The organism is Burkholderiales bacterium, assembly GCA_035518095.1.
GTDB lineage: Bacteria > Pseudomonadota > Gammaproteobacteria > Burkholderiales > JAHFRG01 > JAHFRG01.
The window spans coordinates 1-23,506 of sequence record DATIXX010000041.1; the positions used below are offsets into that span (position 1 = coordinate 1).

At 61.3% G+C, this 23,506-nt stretch carries 21 protein-coding genes; all 21 read right to left on the reverse strand.

The window, feature by feature from the left end; all coding sequences use genetic code 11:
* A partial coding sequence (locus tag VLV32_07285; GenBank protein ID HUL41691.1) for a PAS domain S-box protein occupies positions 1 to 2,019 on the reverse strand: 2,019 nt, incomplete at its 3' end.
* A gap of 2 nt (positions 2,020 to 2,021) precedes the next feature.
* A complete protein-coding gene (locus VLV32_07290) occupies positions 2,022 to 2,477 on the reverse strand; it encodes a response regulator (protein HUL41692.1) in 456 nt (151 codons plus the stop codon).
* Between the two features lie 10 nt (positions 2,478 to 2,487).
* Positions 2,488 to 3,957 (reverse strand): ATP-binding protein, encoded by a 1,470-nt coding sequence (locus VLV32_07295; GenBank protein HUL41693.1) that lies wholly within the window; start codon positions 3,955 to 3,957, stop codon positions 2,488 to 2,490.
* 53 nt (positions 3,958 to 4,010) lie between these two features.
* On the reverse strand, positions 4,011 to 4,874 hold the full coding sequence (locus VLV32_07300; GenBank protein ID HUL41694.1) for a DUF4118 domain-containing protein: 864 nt from the start codon (positions 4,872 to 4,874) through the stop codon (positions 4,011 to 4,013).
* Positions 4,875 to 5,015: 141 nt separating this feature from the next.
* Positions 5,016 to 5,198, reverse strand: coding sequence for a hypothetical protein (locus VLV32_07305; GenBank protein HUL41695.1), 183 nt, complete (start codon positions 5,196 to 5,198; stop codon positions 5,016 to 5,018).
* Positions 5,199 to 5,255: 57 nt separating this feature from the next.
* Positions 5,256 to 5,468, reverse strand: coding sequence for a hypothetical protein (locus VLV32_07310; GenBank protein ID HUL41696.1), 213 nt, complete (start codon positions 5,466 to 5,468; stop codon positions 5,256 to 5,258).
* A gap of 85 nt (positions 5,469 to 5,553) precedes the next feature.
* Positions 5,554 to 7,209 carry an acetolactate synthase AlsS gene (gene alsS / locus VLV32_07315; protein HUL41697.1) on the reverse strand — a complete coding sequence of 552 codons (1,656 nt, stop codon included), beginning with the start codon at positions 7,207 to 7,209 and terminating at the stop codon, positions 5,554 to 5,556.
* A complete protein-coding gene (gene budA, locus VLV32_07320) occupies positions 7,206 to 7,928 on the reverse strand; it encodes an acetolactate decarboxylase (protein ID HUL41698.1) in 723 nt (240 codons plus the stop codon). The genes alsS and budA overlap by 4 nt, the downstream gene beginning before the upstream one ends.
* On the reverse strand, positions 7,925 to 8,857 hold the full coding sequence (citG, locus tag VLV32_07325) for a triphosphoribosyl-dephospho-CoA synthase CitG (protein HUL41699.1): 933 nt from the start codon (positions 8,855 to 8,857) through the stop codon (positions 7,925 to 7,927). The genes budA and citG overlap by 4 nt, the downstream gene beginning before the upstream one ends.
* Positions 8,829 to 9,374 carry a citrate lyase holo-[acyl-carrier protein] synthase gene (gene citX, locus VLV32_07330; protein HUL41700.1) on the reverse strand — a complete coding sequence of 182 codons (546 nt, stop codon included), beginning with the start codon at positions 9,372 to 9,374 and terminating at the stop codon, positions 8,829 to 8,831. Before citX ends, citG begins: the two co-directional genes overlap by 29 nt.
* 8 nt (positions 9,375 to 9,382) lie before the next feature.
* Positions 9,383 to 10,912, reverse strand: a complete 1,530-nt coding sequence (gene citF, locus VLV32_07335; GenBank protein HUL41701.1) for a citrate lyase subunit alpha — start codon at positions 10,910 to 10,912, stop codon at positions 9,383 to 9,385.
* A gap of 8 nt (positions 10,913 to 10,920) precedes the next feature.
* Positions 10,921 to 11,787, reverse strand: coding sequence for a citrate (pro-3S)-lyase subunit beta (gene citE / locus VLV32_07340; protein HUL41702.1), 867 nt, complete (start codon positions 11,785 to 11,787; stop codon positions 10,921 to 10,923).
* The gene (gene citD / locus VLV32_07345; protein ID HUL41703.1) at positions 11,784 to 12,080 is read right to left on the reverse strand and encodes a citrate lyase acyl carrier protein; all 297 of its coding nucleotides are present in this window, start codon (positions 12,078 to 12,080) and stop codon (positions 11,784 to 11,786) included. The genes citE and citD overlap by 4 nt, the downstream gene beginning before the upstream one ends.
* A gap of 13 nt (positions 12,081 to 12,093) precedes the next feature.
* On the reverse strand, positions 12,094 to 13,131 hold the full coding sequence (gene citC, locus VLV32_07350; GenBank protein ID HUL41704.1) for a [citrate (pro-3S)-lyase] ligase: 1,038 nt from the start codon (positions 13,129 to 13,131) through the stop codon (positions 12,094 to 12,096).
* Between the two features lie 11 nt (positions 13,132 to 13,142).
* Positions 13,143 to 14,822 carry an aspartate-alanine antiporter gene (locus VLV32_07355; GenBank protein ID HUL41705.1) on the reverse strand — a complete coding sequence of 560 codons (1,680 nt, stop codon included), beginning with the start codon at positions 14,820 to 14,822 and terminating at the stop codon, positions 13,143 to 13,145.
* A gap of 11 nt (positions 14,823 to 14,833) precedes the next feature.
* Positions 14,834 to 15,748, reverse strand: coding sequence for an aldolase/citrate lyase family protein (locus VLV32_07360; GenBank protein HUL41706.1), 915 nt, complete (start codon positions 15,746 to 15,748; stop codon positions 14,834 to 14,836).
* 354 nt (positions 15,749 to 16,102) lie between these two features.
* Positions 16,103 to 16,309: an AraC family transcriptional regulator gene (locus VLV32_07365; GenBank protein HUL41707.1), complete on the reverse strand. Its 207-nt coding sequence runs from the start codon at positions 16,307 to 16,309 to the stop codon at positions 16,103 to 16,105.
* A gap of 480 nt (positions 16,310 to 16,789) precedes the next feature.
* Positions 16,790 to 17,851, reverse strand: a complete 1,062-nt coding sequence (locus tag VLV32_07370) for an AI-2E family transporter (GenBank protein HUL41708.1) — start codon at positions 17,849 to 17,851, stop codon at positions 16,790 to 16,792.
* Between the two features lie 378 nt (positions 17,852 to 18,229).
* A complete protein-coding gene (locus tag VLV32_07375) occupies positions 18,230 to 19,279 on the reverse strand; it encodes a DUF1275 family protein (GenBank protein HUL41709.1) in 1,050 nt (349 codons plus the stop codon).
* A gap of 120 nt (positions 19,280 to 19,399) precedes the next feature.
* The gene (gene aspT / locus VLV32_07380) at positions 19,400 to 21,100 is read right to left on the reverse strand and encodes an aspartate-alanine antiporter (protein ID HUL41710.1); all 1,701 of its coding nucleotides are present in this window, start codon (positions 21,098 to 21,100) and stop codon (positions 19,400 to 19,402) included.
* 94 nt (positions 21,101 to 21,194) lie between these two features.
* Positions 21,195 to 22,886, reverse strand: coding sequence for an NAD-dependent malic enzyme (locus VLV32_07385; protein ID HUL41711.1), 1,692 nt, complete (start codon positions 22,884 to 22,886; stop codon positions 21,195 to 21,197).
* Positions 22,887 to 23,506: the final 620 nt, after the last annotated feature.

Below are 23,506 nucleotides of genomic sequence, written 5' to 3' on the forward strand. Positions count from 1 at the left end.
CATCTGCTCAAGATCGTTGGTCCCCTGCATGGCGCGGTTGACTCTGTCCATGTTTTCCAGGAACCAGAGATGCGCGGCACGTTCTTCTTCGGCGCGCTTGCGTTCCGTCACATCCGCCACGGTGCCGACGTATTCGATGAGCTCCCCGGCTTTGTCGAAAACCGGATGCCACGTCACGTCGAGGTGTTTGACAGTCCCATCACGCAGCAGCAGCCTGTATTCGACCGTAACTTCAGCTTTTTTCTGGAATGCCTTCAGAACAACTTCGGAAGTCCTCTCGCGATCGTCCGGATGGACAAGCCGAGCGGCCTCATCAGGATCCGGGAGGCCCCGCTGAGGATCCAATCCACAAATTCGGAACACTTCCTCGGACCAGTATAGCGATGCCCTCCTCACGGGGTCGTAGGCGAAACTGCCGGTGTGGCTCAGCCTCTGTGCTTCCGCTAGGTAGGCCTCACTTCGTCGCAGAGCTTCCTCGGCCCGCTTGCGGTCCTCAATATCGGCCAGGATCCCGTACCACTTCAGGATGTTTCCGCGCCCGTCCCGCATTGGAACTGCACGAGCCAGGAACCAGCGGTGTTCCCCATCGGCAGCGCAGCGGAAGCGCGCCTCATCCTCGAACAGCACTCCATTCGCCACGGAGGCGCGCCACTTCTCCACGTGTCGATCGATGTCATCGGGGTGAACGGCGGCCTGCCAGCCCGAGCCCGCCGTATTTTCCGCGGAAAGACCTGTATATTCGGTCCAGCGCTTGCTGACGAATACATTCGACCCATCGGGCGCAGTCGTCCAGGCTATTGCCGGAATCGTTTCGATGACGTCGCGAAGCTCTTTCTCACGTTGGTGAAGCGCTTCTTCGGCTCGCTTGCGCTCGGTGATGTCCTCGCACGCGACCAGTAGAGTGGGCTGCTTCCTTAGGAGAACAGCATTCGCTGTTTCGCGGACCCACAGCATCGTGCCGTCCTTGCGGATCTTGCGCGCTTCCCACCTCATCATGCGACCGAGATTCTGAAAACAACTCTCGATATTTCTCTGAATTCGCTTCCAATCGCCCTCGTAGAAAATTTTCAGCACCGGTTGACCGATCAATTCGTTCGCCCCGAAACCCAGCTGCTCCGCGCCAAAGGCGTTGACGGACAGGATAGTCTCGGCCGCGTCCACCATGAAGTACATGGTCGGGTTGTTTTCAAAGACGGCCTTCCATTGCTCCTCGCTCTCGCGAAGCGCCGCTTGCGCCCGCTTGCGCTCAGTAATGTCGCGTAGAATGACCGTGAAAACGACTTCGTTACCAAGACAAAGTTTGGAAATGGAAGCTTCGGCAGGGAATTCACCTCCATCTTTTCGCCGCCCAAATACTTCGCGACGTTGCGCCATGCTGCGCGAAACTTCCGAAGTTTTCGCAAACTCTTCGATGTCTCCCCTATGTGAATGCGCGAATCGTTGTGGCAGCAGAATCTCTAGCGGTTTGCCGATAACTTCCGCCTGCCCATACCCAAACACTTTCTCGGCACCTTGATTGAACAGGATGATTCGCTGATGGGAATCAACGGATATGATCGCGTCCTGGGCAATGTCCAGAATGCCTTCAAACCGGGCCTTTGCGGCGCCCGCCGCTTCCTCGGCGCGCTTGCGCTCGACTCTCTCCCTGGCTTCACGTAATGCTCGGCGCACCGAGGGCACAATTCCAGATAGTCGTTCCTTTAAAAGATAATCCGTTGCCCCCGTCTTGAGGGCTTCGATCGCCACCTCTTCGCCGAGCGTTCCGGAAACGAAGATAAACGGCACGTCCGGCGCTCGCTGCGCTGCGATCTTCAATGCCGATATGCCGTCGAAGGAAGGGAGCGTATAGTCCGCGAGGATCAAGTCCAAGCCGCCTTTGTCGAGCGACGCGACGAAGTCTTCGCGGGTCTGCACGCGCGTGATGTCGCAGACGATTCCCTCTGCTTCGAGCATGTCGCGAACGATCTCGGCGTCCCCGGCGTCGTCCTCGAGGTGCAGCACGTGAAGCGCGCGATTCAACTTTAGCGTCTCCTTGCGACGCTTCCTGGCGGCGGCTCGTTGATCACGGCCCAGAACACGCCCAGTTCCTTAATGGCGTTGACGAACTCGTGGAAGTCGACCGGCTTCACCACATAGGCGTTAACGCCGAGCCTGTAACTCGCCACCATGTCCCTTTCTTCCTGGGAGGAGGTGAGCACCACGACGGGAATGAGCTTCAGCCTCTCGTCGGACCGGATCTGCTGCAGGACTTCGAGGCCGTCGATTTTCGGCAGCTTCAGATCGAGCAGCAGCACGGCAGGGTTCTCCTTGGCGCGCGACCTGTAGTTGCCCTTCGCGTGGAGGTAATCGAGGGCCTCCGCTCCGTCGCGCACCACCACCACCTCGTTCGCCAGGTTGTATTCCTCGAGCGCAGTGAGCGTGATGTCGATGTCCTTGGGATCATCCTCGACCAGCAGAATCCGTCCTAGTCCGTTCATGTTTATCTCCTCATGGTTTTGGCACTGAGAAATAGAACGTGGCCCCACTGTCCACGACGCCTTCGGCCCATACCCGGCCACCGTGTCGGGCGACGATGCGCTGCACCGTCGCGAGCCCGATGCCGGTCCCTTCGAAGTCTTCAGGCAGGTGCAGGCGCTGGAACACGCCAAACAGCTTGCTCGCGTATTTCATGTCGAAGCCGACGCCGTTGTCGCGGACGAACACCACCACGTCTTCACTTGCGCCATCGCGGCACCCGATCTCGATCGCGGCATGCGGGCGCGTGCGGGTGAACTTTACCGCGTTGGACACCAGATTAAACAGCACGAGCTTCAGCATCGAGCGGTCACCGTGCACGCTCGGCAGCGGCGCCCCGACCTTCCACGTGATGTCGAGCCCCTCCGTCTCCCGCTCTATGTCGTGTAACACCTCGCGCAGCAGGTCCCCGAGGCTCACCAGCGTCATGCGCGTCTCGGCCCGACCGATGCGCGAGAATGCCAGGAGGTCGTCGATCAGCGCGCCCATCTTCTTTGCCGATTCCAGAAGGTTGGTCACGTAGCGCCGGCTCCGCTCGTCGAGGTCCGAGGACGCGGTCTTCTGAAGAAGCTCGGCATATGCCGCGACATGACGCAGCGGCGCGCGCAGGTCGTGCGACACGGAGTACGTGAAAGCCTCGAGCTCTTTGTTGCTCGCTTCGAGCTCAAGGGCTCGCCGTTCGAGTTGCGCGTTGAGCTTGCGGATATCGTCCTCCCGGCGCTTCCTCTCGGTGATGTCATTGTGCGTTTCCAGGATCGCAAGCGGCTGTCCGTCCGCATCGCGCTGCAGCGACCACCGGGTCGAGAGGACGACCTGTGCACCGTCCGCCCTAGTCTTGGTGAGCTCCCCCGCCCATCGCCCGGTGCGCAGGAGCTCTGCGCGGATCTCCTCGATGGGACGGGAAGAGACCGTCCGCAGAAGCTCAGGGGCGCGCTTGCCGACGGCTTGCTCTGCAGTCCATCCGAGGACCTCCTCCGCGCCGCGGTTCCAGTAGGTGATCGTGTCGTTCATGTCGCGCACGAAGATCGTGTCGTGGGTGAGATCGAGGAGGCTTGCTTGGCGCATGCGGACTGCGACTTCTTCTTGAAGCTGGTCGAGCGCGCGGCGCAGTTCGCGCTCGATGCGCCGGCGCCGAGCGGCGAACCAGCCGACGACCAGCGCGAAGACGACGAACACGCCGACGTGGGGTACGAGATCCTTGGGATCGACCTCAAACGAGTATAGCGGCGGAGTGAAGAAATAGTCGAGGCAGAGGGCCCCCGCGACAACGGCGGCTACGCCCTGCCCGGCCCCGCCGTACCAAATAGTGACGGCGATTGCGATGAGGAAGAGCGGTATTTCGAGGTTTCCAAGCCCGAGGTGCCCGCCGGCGAGCGCGAGGCCGAGGGCGACCGCGATCGCGAGAACAGCGAGCCCATACGGGCGAAGCGCACGCATGCTCATTCTTGCAGCACCGGCGCGAGGCTCGGAGCTATTCCTGATCGCATGGATGTGCTTTATCGTTCTATCAGGCAGCACGATCCTGTAATCCTACGCAAAGTCAGCCTTCTCGCGGCATGCCTGCTCGAACAGTTTGCGATGTCCGTCGTCGTCCTCTGGGTGCTCGATTTGAGAAGACTCTTCACCATCTGGGGCATTCCTCGTTGAGGATTTATTCCATAGATTTGGAACATTTCCTCGGACCCGTGCGTCGTTTTCCCGGCGGCAGGATTGTAAGCCCAAATGCCCGTGTGGGTCAGGCTCTGCGCTTCGGACAGATAAGCCTCGCTTCGCCTTAGCGCTTGCTCCGCCCGCTTGTGGTCCCCGATAGTCGCCAGCATCCCATGACCGATGAATTGGTTCGCCCCGTAACCCAATTGCTCGGCGCCGAAGGCGTTCACCGATACGACCTTCTCCGCCGCATCCATGATAAAGTACATCGTGGGATTGCTCTCGAAGGCCGCTCGCCATCGCTCCTCGACAGAATTGACCAGGTCCGCGAACCGCCGCTGTGCAGCTAGGGCTTCGGCACGGCGCCGGTTAGCGTTGAGAGCCTCTCTGCGCGCACGATCTGCGAGATGGCTCGTAATAATACCGATGACGAGGAATGCAGCGAGCACAAAGAAGTCTCGCGAATCACTGAATTTGAAGGTGCTTGGCGGCGGGATCGACCAAGCGAACCCGAGGGCTGCAAGGAGTGAGACGAAGACCGCGTAACGAAAACGCCAGACGGAGGAGACAATTAAAACAACAAACAGAAAGATGAGAGTCGCGGTTAACGGCCGATCGCTAAGGGGCAGTGCATAGAGCACGGCAACGTTCGCGGTAACCACTGCGATGCAGATGGCGACCCGGTACACCGGATTTACGATCGACCTCATGGAATCGTGTTCCTGTGATGGCATTTTAAAGCACCTTTACGGCCGAGTTGAAGCGCGCCCACACTCCACTGAGCACATCGAGAAACCAACGCCAATCAGCGTGCGCGCGGTAGATGCCTTCGCGCCCGTCCAATGGCGTCATCACCACCGTACCACAATCACCAGCAACACCGCGATGCCCACAGGGGTAGAGGGAAAGATCCAGAGATACCGCAAGCAGTGCGCGAAACTAACGCCAGTTACGATCAGTCGCTCGCTTCCCGCCAGTAGGCTCCAGCACAGATTTTCCCTGACCAGGAAAACGGTCGCAATAACAGCCCACATTCCTCCCAAAAAATCGCTGTCTTTGTCGACAAATCGAGCGAGACCATAGGTCACTACTCAATAGATGCTGAGACACCCGATGGCCGTGCCCACGGCGAAAAGGAAATCCCAAGCCGAAAAGCCCGCGCGGCCCGGCTTTGTAGGAATTCTGGTTGTCCGCGACCGGCACGCCTGCCGGGGTGTCATTCTGTGGCTGAAGACGATCGGCTGTCCTTTACCCCAGTCGTTGTAGTAGGTCTGCGCACCGTCTTTGGTGGTGATCGTGCTCATGCAGGCTATCCTTGGTGCGCCGTAGTCGGCAAAGGGTCGAAGGGTGTGGTGATGCGATCCATCGGCAGCCAAGACCGGCCGTGCCTTAATTGAGCACGCCGGGATGGACCATTTCCATGAGTTGGTGGTTGTCCCGATAGTCGACCGGGATACCGACGATTACCGGTCCCTGCATCGCGAGGGCGCGCTGGAGCGTCGGAGCGATCTCGTCCGGGGTATTGATGCGCAGCCCGCGAGCGCCGAATGACTCGGCGAACGGCACTATGTCTACAGGCCCGAAGTCGACGGCGGAAGCGCGGCCGTACTTCGCCACCTCTTGGAAGCGCACCATGTCGTAGGCGCCGTCGGTCCACACCAGGTGCACGAGGTTGCATTTGAGCCGCACCGCCGTCTCGAGCTCGGTTGCCGAGAAGAGGAAGCCGCCGTCGCCAGAGATGGAGATGACCTTGTCGCGCGGGCGAACCAGGCACGCGGCGATGCCCCAGGGCAGCCCCACACCCAGGGTCTGCTGCCCGTTGCTGATCAGCACCTGTCGAGCGCGAAAACTGTACAAATAGCGGGCCAGCCAGATGTGGAACGACCCCATGTCCAGGCACAGCGTCATGTCGTCGCTTAGCACGCGCTGCAGCTCGTACACCAGACGCAGCGGGTGAACGGGAGCGCCGTTCAGGTCGGCCGTGCGCGCACCGAGTTGCGCACGCTCGCGGCAAATCTCGGCAAGGAGCTGTGCGTCCGCCGAGACGGTTTTCCGTTCGACCCGGGCGGCGAGGGCGCGCAGCGTCGGCGCGATGTTGCCTGTCAGCTCGAGCTGCGGCCGATAGTCCTTGTCGACGTCGGCGCCCACCGGATCGATATGCACGATTGGGCGCTTGCGTCCCCTGTTCCACAGGCTCGGGTCGTACTCGACGGGATCAAACCCCACGCTCACCACCACGTCGGCGGCGTCAAGGAGCTTGTCGGCCGGCTGATTGTGGAACAGGCCCACCCGCCCCCCGAAGTAGCCGAAGAGCTCGCGCGGCACGACGCCAGCGCCCTGATACGTGCAAACCACCGGCAATTTCGTCTTCGCGAGGAAAGCGCGCACGGCTTCTGCGGCGAGCGGCTGGCTCGCGAGCAAGCCGAGCAGCAGGACGGGCCGCTGTGCGCCGCTCACCAGGGTGGCGGCGGCAGTGATCGCCTCCGCCGGGGCGGGGCCGAGTTGTTCCGGCGCCACAGGCGTCAGCACCGCGCCGTCCGCCGCACCCATCATGATGTCTTGCGGAGCGCTGATGAAGGCCGCGCCGGGGCGGCCCGACTCCGCGGCGCGAAACGCGTTCGCCACGACTTCCGACACCGCCTGCGGGGCATCGATTTCGGCGCTGAACTTCGTGATCGGCCGGAACATGCTAACGGTATCCATGCTCTGATGGACCTGCTTCAGGCGGTGAGCGAGCGGTACGGCACCGCCGATAGCGACCACCGGATCGCCCTCCGAATTGGCAGTGGCAAGGCCGGTGACCAGGTTGGAACATCCCGGCCCCGAGGTGACCAGCGTCACGCCCGCGTTGCCGGTCATGCGCCCGATGCCGCCGGCGATGAAAGCCGCGTTCTGCTCGTGGCGGCAGACCACCGTCTTGATCCTCGAGTCGAGGAGCGTGTCGAAAACCTTGTCGATCTTCGCGCCGGGAATCCCGAACACATATTCGACGCCTTGCGCCTCGAGGCTCTTCACCAGCAGCTCGGCGCCTGTTTGCATGCTCATTTCTTTTCTCCTTCAGCTTTGGCAAGGTCCGCGCTCGGGTCCCGGCGCAGGTCGGCCTTCAGAAAATCCTCGGTTTCCGGCAACGCTATGTGGTAATCACCCTCGCGCTGGATCTGCAGCCGCAGGTTGGTCGCGCGGCACTGCAGTAGATGGCCCCCGCTCGTACGGTCGTCCGACACGAAGTGCAGGTGGTAGCCGGGCACGTTGAGGGTCTTTACATACTCCGGCGTCCAGAACCCGACGAGCGTCCCCGACACGTTGCGATACTCGAACTCGGGCTGCACCGCCGCCGCCTGGACGAGCGGCACCCCTTCCGCGGTCCGGCACATCGCGCGCGTGTGCACGTAGTCGAAGTGCCCGTCCACGCGGAGCGCGAAGATGAAGTTCTCCGAAGCCCGCAGCGCGTCGAACCGGCGTGTGAGATGGGCAAGATCCGGGCATTGCGGCAACGTCACCGTTTCATCCGGTGCAAAGCGTGTGACCACGGCGAACGGGCTCAGCGCATCATCGCCGCATTGGCGCACCGAGCCGTCGGAGCGCACCTGGTAGAAACGGCCGTCGACGACGATCATCTCGCCGTCGAGATTCTCGAAGGTGCCCAGGCCAAGATCGCCGTGTTGGCGCAGGGTGCCTACGCGTACCGCGGCCTGGTAGATACCCTCGACGAGCGCGATGGAGGTCGAGACCTGATAGAGCGTGTGGTGCGGCGGACGGATCATCGTGCCTCCATGCCTTCATGCGCTCCGGGAAACTGAGCTAGGAACCAGGTAACCCCCAGCAGGTCTGCGCTCCCGCCAGGGCTGAGACGGCGCGCGATCAGGGCATCGTCGAACGCTGCCATCCTTTCTTCGCCATCGGCCGCGAGCACACCGCCTTCGCGCAGCAGCAACCTGGCGTACTCGCGCACATACTCGAGCCCGGCAAGACCGCCGCGGGACACGACGTTGGTATCGGTGTTGACCGCGAGCAGATGCAACAGCACCTGGAGGAGCGCCACCTCGTCACCCCAGCCCCCGCGCCGCAAGCGGTCGTACAGCGGCAGCGCGACCTCGCGTACCAGCGCATACCCCGAGGCTGCTTCGCCCCGGGCGCCGCTCAGCCCGTAGCGCCGGAAGACGCGTTCACCAGCCGTACGCGGCTCTTCAGTGGAATTCAGCTCGCGCTCGACGAGTCCGGCGCACATGCTCGCCACTTGCGCGCAGATGCGCTCGCGGCTCAACGCGATGCCTTGCGCGAGCAGACGGCCGGCGCCGGCGCAGAGCAGGCCGAGCGAAAAGACGGCTCCCTTGTGCGTGTTGACACCATGGGTCGCCTGGAACATGGCTTGCTCGCACAGCACGCCGATGGGCCGCACGAGCGGTAGCAAGGCGCGCGCAGGCGTCCACGCTGTGGCATGGCCCTTTTCCACGAAGCGACGCCACCAGGGCGCAATGGCGCGAGCGCTGGCGAGGAACGTGCGAAAGTCCATGTCGTGGTGGGCGCCGCAATTGCGACGGTCCACGAGTCCGGGCTTCGGCGTGAGCATCAGTTCTGACAACAGCGCCTGGTCGGCATAGTCGGCGATCAGACTCAAGGTCGTCGCCGCGTAAACTGCCGGCGACGGCGAGAGGAACGCCGTATTATGAGTTTGTACGCTGATCATATTCATTCACGATCTTCCGTATAGTGTTCAATAACTCTTGCAGCGGGTGCCGGCGCGAGCGGCCGCAGGCATGGGCCGGCTGCTCGCATACCAGGCAACGCCGCACTGGAAATCCTAGTTCCTGACGCGACAGTCGCCCCTGTCCGGGAGCGATGACGTCGAGATCCCAAAGGCGTCCCAGAGGGTGATGGTCTTCGAGCTCGACGGTCGCCGACTTGACGATCCGCGCGTCCACATCCATGACATAGAGCGCTTCCGGGCCGGTTTCCTGCCACCAGATTTCGCGCGACAGTACGCGCCAGCCCCGCTCGTTGGATACGGCCCCCAGCTCCTGAAGCGCTTCGGCCAGCACCTGGCGTGGCAACCACCCATCCTTCACCGGGCCCGGCATCACGACGGTCATCGAAACCAGCGGTTTGTCGAATCGCGCCAAAGCAGCGGCCTGACGAGCGGCCCGCCGCTCTCTCGCAGTCAGCATTTGGTCGAGGCTGACCTTGGTCTCAGGAACCGTTTCGACCGACACATGCATAATCAGTTTTTCACCTGCCGCACCACGTCGATCACGCTGCCGTCGCGATAGCGGATGACACCGACGACGCGCTCCTCGAACTCAATTGGCTCGGGCTCGCCGGTGAGCGCCACCGCCTTCTCGTGCAGCTCCTGGATCGTCATGACCGGCAGGCGCGCTTCGCGCAAGCGCTTCTCGATTTCCGGACGCTTGGGGTTCACGGCAATGCCTTGGTCGGTCACCAGCACATCCACCGATTCGCCCGGCGTGAGCAGCGTCGTCACACGACGCACCACCGTGGGAATGCGGCTCCGTACAAGCGGGGCCACGACCATCGTCAGGTTGGCCGCCGCAGCGACGTCGCAATGTCCGCCCGATGCCCCGCGCATAACGCCGTCGGAGCCGGTGATCACGTTCACGTTGAAGTCGAGGTCGATTTCCAGCGCGCTAAGGATGACCACATCCACGCGATCGACGTAGGCGGCTTTCGAGGTGGGATTTGCGTACTCGTTTGCCGAGATCTCAAGGTGGGCGGGCGAGGTGCGCAGCGATTCCGCGGCGTCGTGGTCGAACGACTGCACATCGACGACGGCCTTAATCAGCCCTTTCTTGTGCAGATCGGTGATCCCGCCGGTGATGCCGCCCAGCGCGAAGCTCGCCGTGATGCCCTTGCGTTTCATGCGATCTTCCAGGAACCGGGTCGCAGCCGTGGAAGACGCCCCCGAGCCGGTCTGGATGGAGAAGCCGTCCACGAAGTAGCCGGAGTACTCGATCACGTCCGCCGCGCGGCGCGCGATCATCAGCTCGCGGGGATTGTTGGTGACGCGTGCCGCGCCGACGCTGATCTTCTTGGGATCGCCCACCTCGTCTACCTTGACGATCCAGTCGACGCGATCCTGCGAGATGCTGGCCGGGTGGTTTGGAAATTCCACGATTTCAACGGTCAGCAGCACGACCTGGCGGGCGAAATCCGCATCTACCTTGGCGTAGCCGAGCGAGCCGCAATTCACCTTGCCGTTCGAGGCGTTGGCGTTGCCGAATTCGTCGCAGCACGCGACGCCGAGGAAGGCGACATCGATCTTGACCTCGCCGGTCTGCAACAGGTGGACGCGGCCGCCGTGCGAGTGAACCTGCACGGGGCGCTGCATCAATCCGTTCGAAACCGCCTCGGCGAGCTTTCCGCGCAGGCCCGAGGTGTAGATCTGTGTGATGACGCCGCTCTTGATGTGCTCGACGAGCGGGTCGTGGCAACTGGCGAGTGAGCTCGAGGCGAGCGTCAGGTTCTTGAAGCCCATCCTGGCGAGAGTATTGACCACTTGGAGGACCACCTTGTCGCCTTCGCGAAAGCCGTGGTGGAACGAGATGGTCATCCCGTCCTTGAGCCCGGAGCGCTCGATTGCTTCCTCGAGCGATTTGCAGACCTTGCGGTGCAATTTGCTGTCGGCGCCGGCGAGATAGGGCGTGTGCGCGTTCTGTCCCGCAAACTGCTCAAGCGCGGGGTCCTGTTTCGTGAGTTGTTCGAGAGAGTTCTTCATGATCTGTTGTCCTTTCATCGTCTGTTTTACACGGCCTCTGCGAGCTGCAGCGCCATTTCCGCCTCGTGGATCACCGGCGGGTCCACCATCTTGCCGTCGAGCGACACCACCCCCAGCCCTTTACGGTGGGCTTCCTCAGCCGCCGCAAGCACGCGTTTCGCGTGGCTCACTTCCGCTTCGGTCGGCGCGTAGGCCTTGTGCAGGAGGTCGATCTGCTTCGGGTGGATCAGCGATTTGCCGTTGAACCCGAGCTGCTTAGCGATCTGCACCTCGCGCAGGAAACCTTCGTCGTCGGTCACGTTGCCGTAGACCACGTCGAAGGCATCGATGTGCGCGGCGCGGGCGGCGTGCAGCACTGCCGCGCGCGCGTAGAACAGCTCCGGTTCCCAGCCGGTACTCCGCCGAGTGTGCATATCGACCAAGTAGTCGAAACCGGCTATGGCGATGGCAACCATGCGCGGGGAGGCGGTCGCGATTGATACGGCGTTCACCACGCCGATGGCGGACTCGATAGCGGCCATGAGCTTCGTATCGCCGACGGGACGCCCGCATGCCTTCTCGATCCGCGCGATGTGCGTCTCCAGCTCATGAATCTCCTGGGCGGTCTCGGTCTTGGGCAGGCGCACGATATCCACGCCGCCTCTGACCGCAGCCTCCAGATCTTTCAGTCCGTACTCTGTATTGAGCTCATTAATGCGTACGACAGTCTCGATGTCGGCATAGGCCGGGTGTTGCAGCGCCTGATACACCATGAGCCGCGCGGAATCCTTCTCGCGCAGTGAAACCGCGTCTTCGAGATCGAACATGACCGAATCCGGCTTGTACACGAATGAGGTGCTCAACATCGCCGCGTTGTCGCCCGGGACGAAGAGCATGCTGCGACGTAATTTCATGACAGCCTCCCCCAATCAAGTTCCTGGGAGCCGCAACCGCGCAGCACCGCCGCCTGAACCCGCGCCCGAATCACGCAATCGAGCGCCCCCTTGTCTTCGATCACGATCGACCCGTCGCTGACCGATAACTTGTCCAGCGTGTCGGTGACGACTTTCTTGATCTGCTTGCCGAACTGCTTCATTACCTCGCTCCTGATCACAATGTCGCGAGTCCCTTTGCCGCTAGGCGCAACCTTGACCAGCAGGTCGCTGGATTCCACGGTGCCGGCGATCGCTTCCTTGATGACTTTCATCGACGTTTTCCTTTCATTGAATGGTGTTGTTGACTGGTAATAAACTCTCGAGAAACTGCAGTGTCGTCGCGGGGACGAGCGCTGCGATCCTTCCGAAATCGCGCTCCGCCAGAAGCCTTCTCACCTCGGTCGCTGAAATTGGAACGCCGCCGATCGACGCCCGCGGTATTTCGACGACGGTGATTGGCGGCTGGCCGGACGGCGCCTGCTGCAACCAATCCTTCATCTGCGCGTTGTAGCTCTTCGTGACTGGGTCGAACGGCTCGCTGCCGACGTAGCGGCGTGTAATGCCGAGCGCCGGTGCTATGCAATCGCGGAACAGCAGCAGATCGACGGCAGCCCAGCTGCTCTCAATGAGGCCCTTATCCTTGAGAAAATAGCCGGGGAAGGTGGCGCGCGAGATGATGTAGTCCGAGCCGGGGTACAGCGTCAGGTTGTCTATGCCCTTCACGCCCGCGGCGACGAGTGCGAAGCGATCGGCATAGGAAAACGACGATGCGTCCTCCTTCACCACGAACACGTGGAGCCAATCGCAAGCGCGAGCAGCCTGCGCGACGAGATAGCGATGGCCGAGGGTGAATGGGTTGGCGTTGAGGACGATGCCGCCGATGGTCTTCCCCGGCCGGCGCTGCACGCGCAGACTCTCGCAGTATTTTTCAATCGCCACGGGACTGTTCTCCATGAGAACAACCCGCTGCGGAACTTCGACCAGCGGATAGAACCCCCAGCCACGGAAGAACGGCAGATTGTGGGGTGCAGAGTACAGAAAGAGGTGGTACTGTCCTCTTTCGGCTGCGAGGCTGACGACTTCACTGCCGAGCGCGAGGCTGAGTGATTCGCCCCGAGCATCTTCGGCAACAGCCACGCACTTGATCGTATAGTGGTCGAGACCCGCGCAGGCGACGATGTGTCCTTTCTGACGGCACACCACGAACACCTCGATCTGATCATCCAGCTCCAGATCGTTGGCAGCCAGCAGCTTTCTCACTTCCTCCATCTCGGGGGGTGCGTCCTTCGGCTGCACGGTATAGAAGTCGGCTGTGGCATTCATGGGGGTAGCACTCATTTCATGACGACCAGGATGACAATACCGAAGATTGCGAGAATGATGCGGGCCAGCGCATAGGGGAGCGTGTAGCCGATCGCGGGCAGCGTGCTCTGGGCCGCTTGCTGCAGAGCGCCGAGCGCCGGAGTGAACGTTCGCGCGCCGGCGACGGCGCCAAGCAACAACGTTGGATGAAATTTGAACACGTATTTCCCGAGGAAAATACCGACGATCAACGGCACGAAAGAGACAATGATCCCGGAGAGGACGAGGCTGATGCCGTACGCCTGGAGGCCAGTGACCAGGCCGGGCGCCGCGTTGAGGCCTATCCCGGCAATGAAACCACTGAGGCCGACGTTGTTGAACACCCAGAGCGCCGGTGCGGGGATGCCTCCGAACGTGCGATATTTGGCGCGCAGGTAGCCGCAGATGAGCCCGGCGAGCAGCGTCCCGACGCCCGTGCTGAGGCCCAGCGGAATGCCGCCGACATGGATGGTGAGGAGGCCCACGAGGCTGCCGATCACGATGCCGACGCCCATGAACGCGACGTCCGATTTCGATGATGAGCGGTCGGCCTCGCCGAGCGTTTTCGCGAGATCATCGACGTATTTCCTCGCCCCCAGAATCGTCAGCACGTCCCAGCGTTCGATCTTGAGGTCCTGGGTTGCCGGGATCGGGTGGCCGCCACGCGTCACATGCATGAGGAACAGCCGACGGCCGTAATGCCCGAGCTCGTGCTGCTCCAGGTCGTGCAGCGTCCGGCCTACGGCCTTCTTGTTCGTAACAACGATGTCCAGCTCCTCGGCCGGATACGCGAGCAGCTCGTTATCCTCCACTTCCGGCCCGATCGTCTCCTTTGCGACGAAGTGGGCATGAGGCGATCCCGAGAGGACGAGCGTGGCGTCCTGCGGGATGGCTGCCTGCACATCGGCGTCGACGATCTTGGCCCCTTGCCGGAAGCGCGTGACGACCGCGCCCTGCAAAGCGGCGTCCAGCTCGCGCGGTGTACGGCCGACGAAATCGGCGTTGGCGACCCGGTAGGCGCGCGCGACGACCGGCTGATACGCCTGTTCGCCCGCCGTCCCGCCGTGGATCCCCATCTTGGCTTCGAGTTCCTTGGAAACCGTCGGGAGATCGACTCGCAGGATCGTCGGCGCGGCGGAGGCGAGGAACCATGCGGTGAGGATTCCACTGAACGGCAAGGTCACGGCGTAAGCGATCCCTATGAGGCCCGCCTCCGCTGCGGCTCTCTGCGTATCCAGGCCCACCTGGGTGATATTGGTTGCCGCGACGCCGAGCGTCCCCGAGTTGGTTAAGCCGCCCGCCACCAGCCCGGCGGCGAGCCCGGGCCCGTATCCCATTAGCTTCGCGGCTGCCCATGCCGTGATGAACCCGATCGCGCATACTATCAGCGTGAACCCGATCTGCGGCAGCGCTTCCTTTTTCATTGATGCAAAAAACTGCGGGCCGACGCTGTAGCCGACGGCGAACAAGAAACTCAGGAAGAAGGTTTGCTCCAGGACGCCGGGCAGCTTGATGCCGAGCTGCCCAATGAGCAGCCCGGCGATTAGGACGCTCGGGACCACGCCGAGGCTGAACGAGCCGAACTTCAGGGCTCCAAACCAGTAGCCGATCGCGAGCGTCAGGAACAGCGCGATCTCGGGATGATGACGAAGAGCATCGAAAAGCATGTGCATGGGAATCTCCTTTAGTTTTTGCCTAGCCTGTCCGCGATCGCGAGCACGCGCTCGGCCTCGCGGACCATTGCCGGTTCTACGACATGGCCGTTCAGGACGGGCGTGCCCGTGCCGGCTGCGGCTCGGGCAGCCATGACGGATCGTGCGTGCGTCACAGCATCTGACGAAGGCGTGAAGATGGTGTTGATCGCGGCAAGCTGTTCGGCGCGTAAAGCCGCCTTGCCCGTCATACCCAGCTTGCGGCTCGCAGTCGCCTCGAGTCTGAGGCCCGCCTCGTCGGCCTTGAAGTAGGGGACGTCGATGGCGGCGATGCCGGTCGTCGCCGCGGCCGCGACGACGCGCGAGCGCGCGAAGAGCAGGTTCTCCCAGGAGCCTTCGGCGCCGATGTCGGCCGCGAGATCACCGCCGCCGAGGAACAGACCGCACACGCGCTCGTGCGCGTTCGCGATGTGATGGGCAACGAACACCGCCCGCGCGAGCTCGATCATCGGAATGACGCCGATCGTCGACTGTGAACCCTCGAGGACGTCAGCCACTACTCCGATCTCATCGGCGGACTCGCATTTCGGGATGACGATCGCTTCGGGGTGCGCGCCGGATTCGTGGAGCGCCAGCAGGTCCCGAAGTCCTTCCACCGTACGCGGGCTGTTGATGCGCAGGATGCGCACGAAATTCGGTTCGGCCGCCTGGCGCAGGTAGGCGAGAGCGGCCTCGCGCGCTTTGCCCTTCTCCGCCGGAGCGACGTTGGATTCGAGATCGATCATGATCCCGTCGCCCGCGCGGGCGCTAGGAAAACGTTCCGGACGCGAGCCCGGCGTGAGCAGGAAGCTGCGGCACGCACGCAGTCGGGTGCGAAAAGGTGTGCTTATCGCCGTCGCCGCGGTTTGCTTGAGCTCTTGCGTCTTGGTTTCAGTCGCGGTTGTCATCGATGGTCCCTTCGTTAGCGCGTTGTGAGGAATGTATGTCGACTTTGCAACATGGACTCAATTTATCACTCTCTTGGGCGCGGGTTCTTGTGGACACTTGCGCACTGTTGCAGAATCTTGCGTTCGAGGACTTCCTCAACGCCACCCGAATTCCGAGCGAGGCAGCACGCGCCCGGTGAAACTTAGCGGCGTGCCACTATTCACCTGAGCCAGGCTGCCGATGACCTTTGATCGGGGCAACCACGGCATCTGCTGCGTAGGGATCGCGAAGCCTGCCTCATGCCCGCATGTCCGTGTCGGCAGTACCTGGCGCCACGAGCGCGACGATGCCACCGCAGTTGTGCAAATCAGCAGCTAGCCCGCAGCGTATACCTTGACTGCCATTGACTCGACCGACATCGCCATCCGATAACTTCTCGGGGTCATCGATGTTGCCATCCGGAACATCGTGGTGAAGTGGCTTTGGTCTGCAAAACCGACCTGCGCTGCAACGTCTGCAAGCTTTTCATTCGCAGTTAAGAGCGGCGTGGGTTTGAGCAAGCTCCGTGTGCTGCAGCTCACATAGCTTTACAGATGTCCTACATGGTCTCGATGGAGGGTGGGCTACCTAGGGTAGATGCATGGCAAGTGGCCGACCACCGTTGGCGCGATGGACGAGCTACAGAAATATACCAACATTGCGCCCGCCACGGAACCTAGTAGCAAGAGGAGTTAGGTCCATTGGTGCGGGCCGTGTCCGACGTTTCTCGCCAGACATTTATCGAATAGGCGGGCCAGACAATCATCAATTCGTTTTGGGCCGGCGCTTATTCCGGTGAGCAACGAGCCCGGGGCAGTTCTCATCAGGTAGCGCTGCGGGCCCTGGCCTTTAAGTGGATTCGTATCGTTTACCGTTGCTGGCAGACATGCACGCTATACGACGTACTGTTTTATCCGAAGCCATAACTCGCCTATCCTAATTAAGTGTATTTTTCGTTCTGCCGAAGCAACCGTCTAAATTTTCGTGTTCGGCGCCTTATTCTTCCCACGTTTCGCGTAGCATCAAGCTGCTCCGTCTACGGCATCATGCCAAAGCGCTTGGGCCAGCACCAAAATGACAGGACCTATAAAAACTCCAAGCAATCCGAACGCTTCGAGCCCGCCAAGCCCGCCCAGGAGCACCCAGAAAAAACCCAATTGAACGCGTTTCCCTATGACCGCAGGGCGGATAATATGGTCCGCCACAAAAACAACAATGACGCCCCAACCGAAAAGCACCACCGCTGTCACGCTGGCGCCTTTTGCGGAGAGCATTAGGGCAACTCCGGCGACGGCGAAGTACCCAACGTACGGTATCATGGCAATCAATCCGGTGATCGCGCCCCAAACCCCTGCAGACGGCACCTGAGCAATTGCACATGCAAGGCCAAATAGCACGCCGTCAATCAGCGACACCAGGATCATGCTGCCCATAGTCGCGCGTACCGCATCAACGACCTTCTGAAAATAGGAATCACCGCGCTGCCCCAGTTTGTCGTGAATGACTTGCCTTATGCGTATGTCCAACGGCTCGCCACCGCGATAGAGGAAGAACAAACCCAGAACTGTGATAGAAATGAACATCGTGTGGCGCAGAATTAATTGACCGAGCGATCCCGCCCAGCCACGTAGCCAAGCCGAATCGGCACTATGCAGCCAGCGGGTAACCCCACCCGGAGTCCCCAACACCGCATTCCACTGATCAACAAGCCAGTCACCCGCCAGCGGTATTGCCATCAACCAATGCGGGGGTGGGGGGCCATAATTTCCCGCGACAGCAATCTCGCGCGCCCACGCTTGCACTTGCCCCGCGATCGCGAGAAACGCGTATCCAAACGGACCCAATATAAAAAGCGTGACAAGTGCGGTGAAGAGAAACGGTGTTGCATTCAATGCAAATTGGTGCGGCATGCGTGCAGCAAAGCGGCAATACAGAGGCCAAGTGGCGATCGCTATGATAACCGCCCACGTCAGCGGCACAAGAAAACTGCGCAAGACCCACAGAGAAAAGAGCAGAACGAGTATAGTCAATATCCACATGGGACTGATTCTAAAGCTCGACACCATCTTTTGATCTTTTTCCAATATTCCTCCCGGCCACATAGTAAACGTTTAGCTATTCTTCTTCCTTCCGTTTCGTGCCCACGTTTCTGCTTCTTGCGGATTTCGACCGCTTCAGCACAACCTACAACTGGTGAGTTCCTTGATGCCAAGGCAACGGACCGATGGTATTTGAACGTTCGTACGCAAAGTTAGTCAGGCAATTGAAAAAAACGAGCGACAAGTCTTGGCTGTGAGGTAGCTGATTTGAATGGCGTTAACCGTGGTTTTGCGGCGGACTTCGTTCGCCCCAACGCGGCATCGGCGAGGTACACCAATTGAATTCGATCGCCACCATACGGAACAGAAATGTGCCCCCAATAGAAAGCCACGCCGCGTCCTGCACCGGTACCTGGCAATAGTTCAGCGTTCTCCCCGATCGGACTCAGCCGCAAACGCAATCGCAAACGCGAGCAGGGCGAGGCTGGCAGGCAAAGCCACGGACCACGGGCCAAGTGCGGCCGCGTACGCCGCACCGAGGCCGCAGCCGACGGCGAAGCCGATAATCACTCGCAGAGTGCGCGCTGCTCGGTTGCGTGCCTTGGCCACACTGGCGGGATCGCCCCCGAGCAGCACCTCGACAACATCCGTCGCCAAGCGGGCGATGTTGCTCGTGTGCACCGCCGTGGGCGGCGCTCCAGTAAGCGAGGTCTGCACGAGTGCGTTCTGCACAGCCATCGCCGAAACGGCCAGTATGCCCACCACGATTCCATTTGTCGCGTCCGGGTCGATATGCGGGCCGGCCGCGACGCAGAGGACGAGAATGACGGCGAGCAACAGGAACTGCAGCAGCAGCAGGGGGCGCAGTGCGGCGAGGCCGATCGATTCCAAGCCGCGCGCCAGCATTATCGTCAGCCCGACCACCACAACGAAGACCGGAACCGACAGCGTCTTCAATATCTGGGCTTCGTCGCCGCGAACGATATGCGCAGTCAGGACGACCAAGTTGCCGGTGATGTGGGCGGTGAACAGTCCATTGAGACCGAGAAAGCCGAGGATGTCCGTGCATCCGGCAATGACGCTCAGCACGACCAGCAGCGCCTGGACCGCACGCGAATCGATCGAGGGCGCCAACACCCGCGCCCTTCGCCCCTCAGCTTCCGCGGACATCGTGCCTGACCATTTTCCGGGGGCCAATGATCCCGTCCATTGGGCGTCGATGTGGCCGGACATGTGCGCGGCCCCTTTCGGGCTCGGACCCTGGTCGTTCGCCTGGTGGGCGATCGCGGAGGTCTTGTCGCAGCCTCTCGCCGGGCCCAGCGCCGTCACCTGCCTGAGCGAGCGGCCGAGGTTCTGCCCGATGCCTGCGCAGTTGAGCCGCGCCCTCTCGATTGCGTAGCGCCGCAGCTTTTCCCAGGCATCGCCGAGGACGCGGGCGGAATGCCGAAGATTGCTGATGATGATCGGGTGCATAGCGTTCAACTCGAAATTTCCCTGGCGCCCGGTAAACACCACCGCGTTGTCCTCGTCGCGTGCGCGGCTCAGGTTCCCCCAGCTGTGGAGACCTCGGCCCGGGGTTCAGGTCCATGCTGCTCATTTCATCAGCAGGACGATGATCACGCCGCAGATCGCGAGGACGATCCGGCCGACAGCATACGGAATCGTGTATCCGATGGCCGGTATCGTGCTGTTCGCGGCTTCCTGTACTGCGCCCAGGGCCGCCGTTGTCGTGCGCGCACCGGCGCAGGCGCCGAGCAGGATGCCCGGATGGAACTTGAAAATGTATTTTCCTGCATAAAGTCCGACGACCAGCGGCACCATTGAAACCACGATGCCGGCCAAGAACAGCCCGAGCCCATAGGCCTTCAGCCCGGCGACCAGCCCCGTGGCTGCATTCAGACCCACGACTGCGATGAAGCCGTTCAGTCCCACATTGTTGAAGATCCACAGAGCCGGATCAGGAATGCGGCCGAAGGTGCGATAGACGGACCGGAGGTAGCCGCAGACCAAGCCTGCTATGAGCACACCGACGCTCGTGCTCAAGCTCAGAGGGATACCGCCAACATGAATTGTCACTGCGCCGAGAAGGGCACCGATGACCACGGCCACGCTCATGAAGGTTATGTCCGACATGGGCGTGGCGCGATCAGCATAGCCAAGGAATTTCGCAGCTTCCTCGATGTCGTTTCGGGCGCCAAGCAGGGTCAACACGTCCCAGCGGTGCAACTGCAGATCTGGGCTCGGATCCACCTTGCTCCCGGCGCGCGTGAGCTTGGACAGGAAGACCCCGCGGCCGGACCGGGCCAGTTTGGCGTCCTGTAGCTCTTTGATCGTACGGTTGGCCAGATCCTTCTTGGTGATGACTATGTCCAGCTGCTCAGTTGGGAAGCCCAACAGCTCGGCATCGTCCACCTCCGGACCTACCGTCTTTCCCGCAGCCAGTAGGGCTTCCGGGTGTCCGGCAATGACGACCGTGGCCCCATTTTGAAGGATGGTTCCCGTATCCGCCTCGATGATTCCGCCATCCTGGCGAACGCGAATGACGAAGGCGTCAGTCGTACCGAGTGTGGCGGCGACGTCGCGTGCCTTTTGTCCGATTAGGCCAGCGTTCTCCACTCGGTACGCGCGTGCAGAGATGGCGCGATATGCCGACCCGACACCTGGCTCGGTTGAACGAACCTCCATCGTGCGCTCGAGTTCCTTGCAGGACGCGGGGAGGTCCACTCGCAGGAGTTTCGGCCCCAGCGAGCCAAGAAACCAGGCCGCGCCTGCGGTTCCGAACGGGTAGGTAACTGCGTAGGCGATCGCAGAAAGGCTCGCCATGGCCGCCGCATTATCGGCGCTGAGACCCAGTTGGTTGAAATAGCCGGTTGCGACGCCCAGGGTTCCGGAGTTGGTGTATCCGCCGGAGAGCAGCCCTGCCGCAAGGCCAGGGTTGTAGCCGAGCATCTTCCCGAGCGCGTACGCGCACAGCAGACCGCTGGCGCACACGAGAAGCGCGAACGCAACTTGCGGCAGTCCGTCTTTCCTCAAAGCCCGAAAGAATTGCGGACCGACACTATACCCGACAGCGAACAGGAACATCAGAAAGAATGTTGATTCCACCACATGCGCGATTGGGACATGTAGCTGCCCTACCAAAAGGCCTGCGATCAGGGTGCTCGTGACGGCCCCCAGACTGAACGAGCCAAATTTGAGCCTGCCGAACCAGAACCCGATTGCGAGTGTGAGGAATATGGCGGTCTCGGGATATTGCCGGATCGTGTCGAATGGGTAGTGTATTAGATAGTGCATATAGACCTCCTGTCTCTGTAATGAACCCGAAGGGGCCCTGGGAGATCTGTAAGGAACTCCCAGGGCGAGGTGCGGATGGATGTATCCTGCGCGGCTACGCGCTATATTGCGGGACGTAGAGCTGTCCCTCGATCCAGGAGCGTATATCCTTCGGGCGCTCGACCTGGGCCAGCCCCTTGTCAAACATGAACTCAGCGATCCGAGTCGCGGTGGTAATCTCGGTCTCGAGAATGTTTGACTGGGTGGGGAACAGCCGCCCCTTTGCGCGGAGATCCGGGTCGACCTGGTCGGCCGTCGCCTGTGCCGCGATGATGAAGCAGTCGTCGGTCAGCCGCTTCGGTCGCGCGACATAGGTCGCGAGCCCGATCGCTGGATAGATGTAGAAATTGTTGGCTTGGCCGGGGTAGAAGGTCTTTCCGCCGAACGTTACGTCCGGGAACTGCACGCCCGCAGCGTAGAGCGCCTTGCCCTTGGACCAGGTGTAGGCCTGCTCCGCTGAGCACTCGGCTTTGTGCGTCGGGTTAGACAGCGCGAAGATGATCGGCCGGTCATTCAGTCGGCTCATCGCCTCCACCACCTCGCGGCTGAAAGCGCCTCCCTTAGTGCTGACGCCAATTAGCACGGTCGGCTTGAAGGTCTCAATGGCCGCGACGATCTCCGGGTGCTCGGTCGACAAATCGAGACGATCGAACGGCTTGCTGGCCGGCAGTTTCTGTGCGTAGGGCACTTTATGTGCGGCAAGGCCTGGACGCCCGGCAACCACGAGTCCCTGGGTGTCGAACATCGCGATCCGGCTTCGGGCGTCGGTCTCCGAGTGCCCCTTGGCCTTCATCGCCGAAACAATAAGGTTGGCGATTCCGGTGGCCGCAGAACCCGCACCGAGGAATAGGATGCGCTGGCTGGTAACGGGCGCTCCATTAATTTGCAGCGCCGTCGTCAAACCCGCGAGCGCAATCGAAGCGGTGCCCTGAATGTCATCGTTGTAGCAGAGAATCTTGTCCGTATAGCGCTTGAGGATCCGAACGGCGTCGGTCCCCTTCCAGTCCTCGAAATGGATGCAGCAATGCGGGAACACGGTCTGTACGGCCTGTACGAACTCCTCCACGAGCTCGTCCAGCTCATGCTCGGGCGGTGGCACCTCGCGAATGCCGAGATACAGCGGGTCCGCCCGCAGCACTGCGTTCGTCGTCCCGACGTCGAACAGCACCGGAAGCAGGCATTTGGGCGGGACGGCGGCACAGGCGGTGTAAAGCTGTAGCTTGCCGATGGGGATACCCATGCCGTTGGCCCCGATATCACCGAGGCCAAGTATGCGGCCGCCGGTTGAGACGCAGATGAACCGCACGTCGGATTCAGGCCAGTTGCGCAGCACTTGGGCCATCCGGCCCTTCATGTCGCGGGTGATGTACATCCCGCGCGCCCGTCGAAAAATATGTCCGAACGCGAGGCAAGCATCCGCAACCGTCGGGTCATACAGAATTGGCACGAAGCGCGCAGGATCGGACATGATGGTGTAGTAGAAGAGCGTCTCGTTGCGATCGCTGATCGCTATCAAATCGACGTATCGCTCAAGGTCATTCGCCCTAATCTCGAGATTCTGGAGCACGCGTTCGGCCTGCCGTTGCAATGTCTCGACAGCGTGAGGGAGAAGGCCTTCGAGCCCGTAACGGCGACGCTCGTCGGCAGTGAATGCAGTATCGCGGTTTCGGAAGTGATCGTTCAGTAATGACATGGCTTGCACGCCATGGTTCGCGGTCTTGACTGACGGGTTCATAAGCGGGTTCATAAGAATGGTCTCCTCTTTCGAATGTACAAGGTTAATAAAGTAGGCGTCAACGAAGTGACATTTAGCAGCGAGAAGGGGTAAACAGTCTTACCGAAACGTGCGCTTTTTTTGTTTTCTTGCTAAAAAAAGATTTGGACGACAACGGAGATCGCTCTCGCCACATGTCGCGGTAGCCCTCCGCCATCACGGCGTTGTCTGACACGGTCTGGAACTTCGTGACACAGCTCACACATGTGCTAAATTCCGTCCTCGACGCTGCGCTCAACGCGACAACCATGGAAAAGCGACACGGCTTCGCAGCCACTGATTGAAAACCAAGATCGAAAGGGCGCAGGCCCGCGCATGGAAAAACTCGCGGCAAGCCCCGAATTCGCCGATCTGTTCGGACTTCTCGAGAGGCATCAGAGCCGGTGATGCTGTAGTCAGGCGGAACGCCGTTCGGTATTAATCGCACGCGTCCTGAATCAGGTTGACCAGTTATCAGTCGGTACCCGCCAAGCGCCGGACGCTATCCCCACAGTGGGGGCGTGAAACGAATTCTGGGGAACCAAATCCAACGTGGACCGCTCGCAGCGGCGCTTGATTCTTTGGAGGGACGCCAAGCGGCCCGTTGATCAGGA

Excerpts from the sequence above, each read along its gene's own strand:
- VLV32_07290 (HUL41692.1), bottom strand. The coding sequence starts at position 2,477 with ATGAACGGACTAGGACGGATTCTGCTGGTCGAGGATGATCCCAAGGAC.
- VLV32_07295 (HUL41693.1), bottom strand. The coding sequence starts at position 3,957 with ATGAGCATGCGTGCGCTTCGCCCGTATGGGCTCGCTGTTCTCGCGATC.
- VLV32_07300 (HUL41694.1), bottom strand. The coding sequence starts at position 4,874 with ATGAGGTCGATCGTAAATCCGGTGTACCGGGTCGCCATCTGCATCGCA.
- VLV32_07305 (HUL41695.1), bottom strand. The coding sequence starts at position 5,198 with ATGTGGGCTGTTATTGCGACCGTTTTCCTGGTCAGGGAAAATCTGTGC.
- VLV32_07310 (HUL41696.1), bottom strand. The coding sequence starts at position 5,468 with ATGAGCACGATCACCACCAAAGACGGTGCGCAGACCTACTACAACGAC.
- alsS (HUL41697.1), bottom strand. The coding sequence starts at position 7,209 with ATGAGCATGCAAACAGGCGCCGAGCTGCTGGTGAAGAGCCTCGAGGCG.
- budA (HUL41698.1), bottom strand. The coding sequence starts at position 7,928 with ATGATCCGTCCGCCGCACCACACGCTCTATCAGGTCTCGACCTCCATC.
- citG (HUL41699.1), bottom strand. The coding sequence starts at position 8,857 with ATGAATATGATCAGCGTACAAACTCATAATACGGCGTTCCTCTCGCCG.
- citF (HUL41701.1), bottom strand. The coding sequence starts at position 10,912 with ATGAAAGGACAACAGATCATGAAGAACTCTCTCGAACAACTCACGAAA.
- citE (HUL41702.1), bottom strand. The coding sequence starts at position 11,787 with ATGAAATTACGTCGCAGCATGCTCTTCGTCCCGGGCGACAACGCGGCG.
- citD (HUL41703.1), bottom strand. The coding sequence starts at position 12,080 with ATGAAAGTCATCAAGGAAGCGATCGCCGGCACCGTGGAATCCAGCGAC.
- citC (HUL41704.1), bottom strand. The coding sequence starts at position 13,131 with ATGAATGCCACAGCCGACTTCTATACCGTGCAGCCGAAGGACGCACCC.
- VLV32_07355 (HUL41705.1), bottom strand. The coding sequence starts at position 14,822 with ATGCACATGCTTTTCGATGCTCTTCGTCATCATCCCGAGATCGCGCTG.
- VLV32_07360 (HUL41706.1), bottom strand. The coding sequence starts at position 15,748 with ATGACAACCGCGACTGAAACCAAGACGCAAGAGCTCAAGCAAACCGCG.
- VLV32_07375 (HUL41709.1), bottom strand. The coding sequence starts at position 19,279 with ATGCACCCGATCATCATCAGCAATCTTCGGCATTCCGCCCGCGTCCTC.
- aspT (HUL41710.1), bottom strand. The coding sequence starts at position 21,100 with ATGCACTATCTAATACACTACCCATTCGACACGATCCGGCAATATCCC.
- VLV32_07385 (HUL41711.1), bottom strand. The coding sequence starts at position 22,886 with ATGAACCCGCTTATGAACCCGTCAGTCAAGACCGCGAACCATGGCGTG.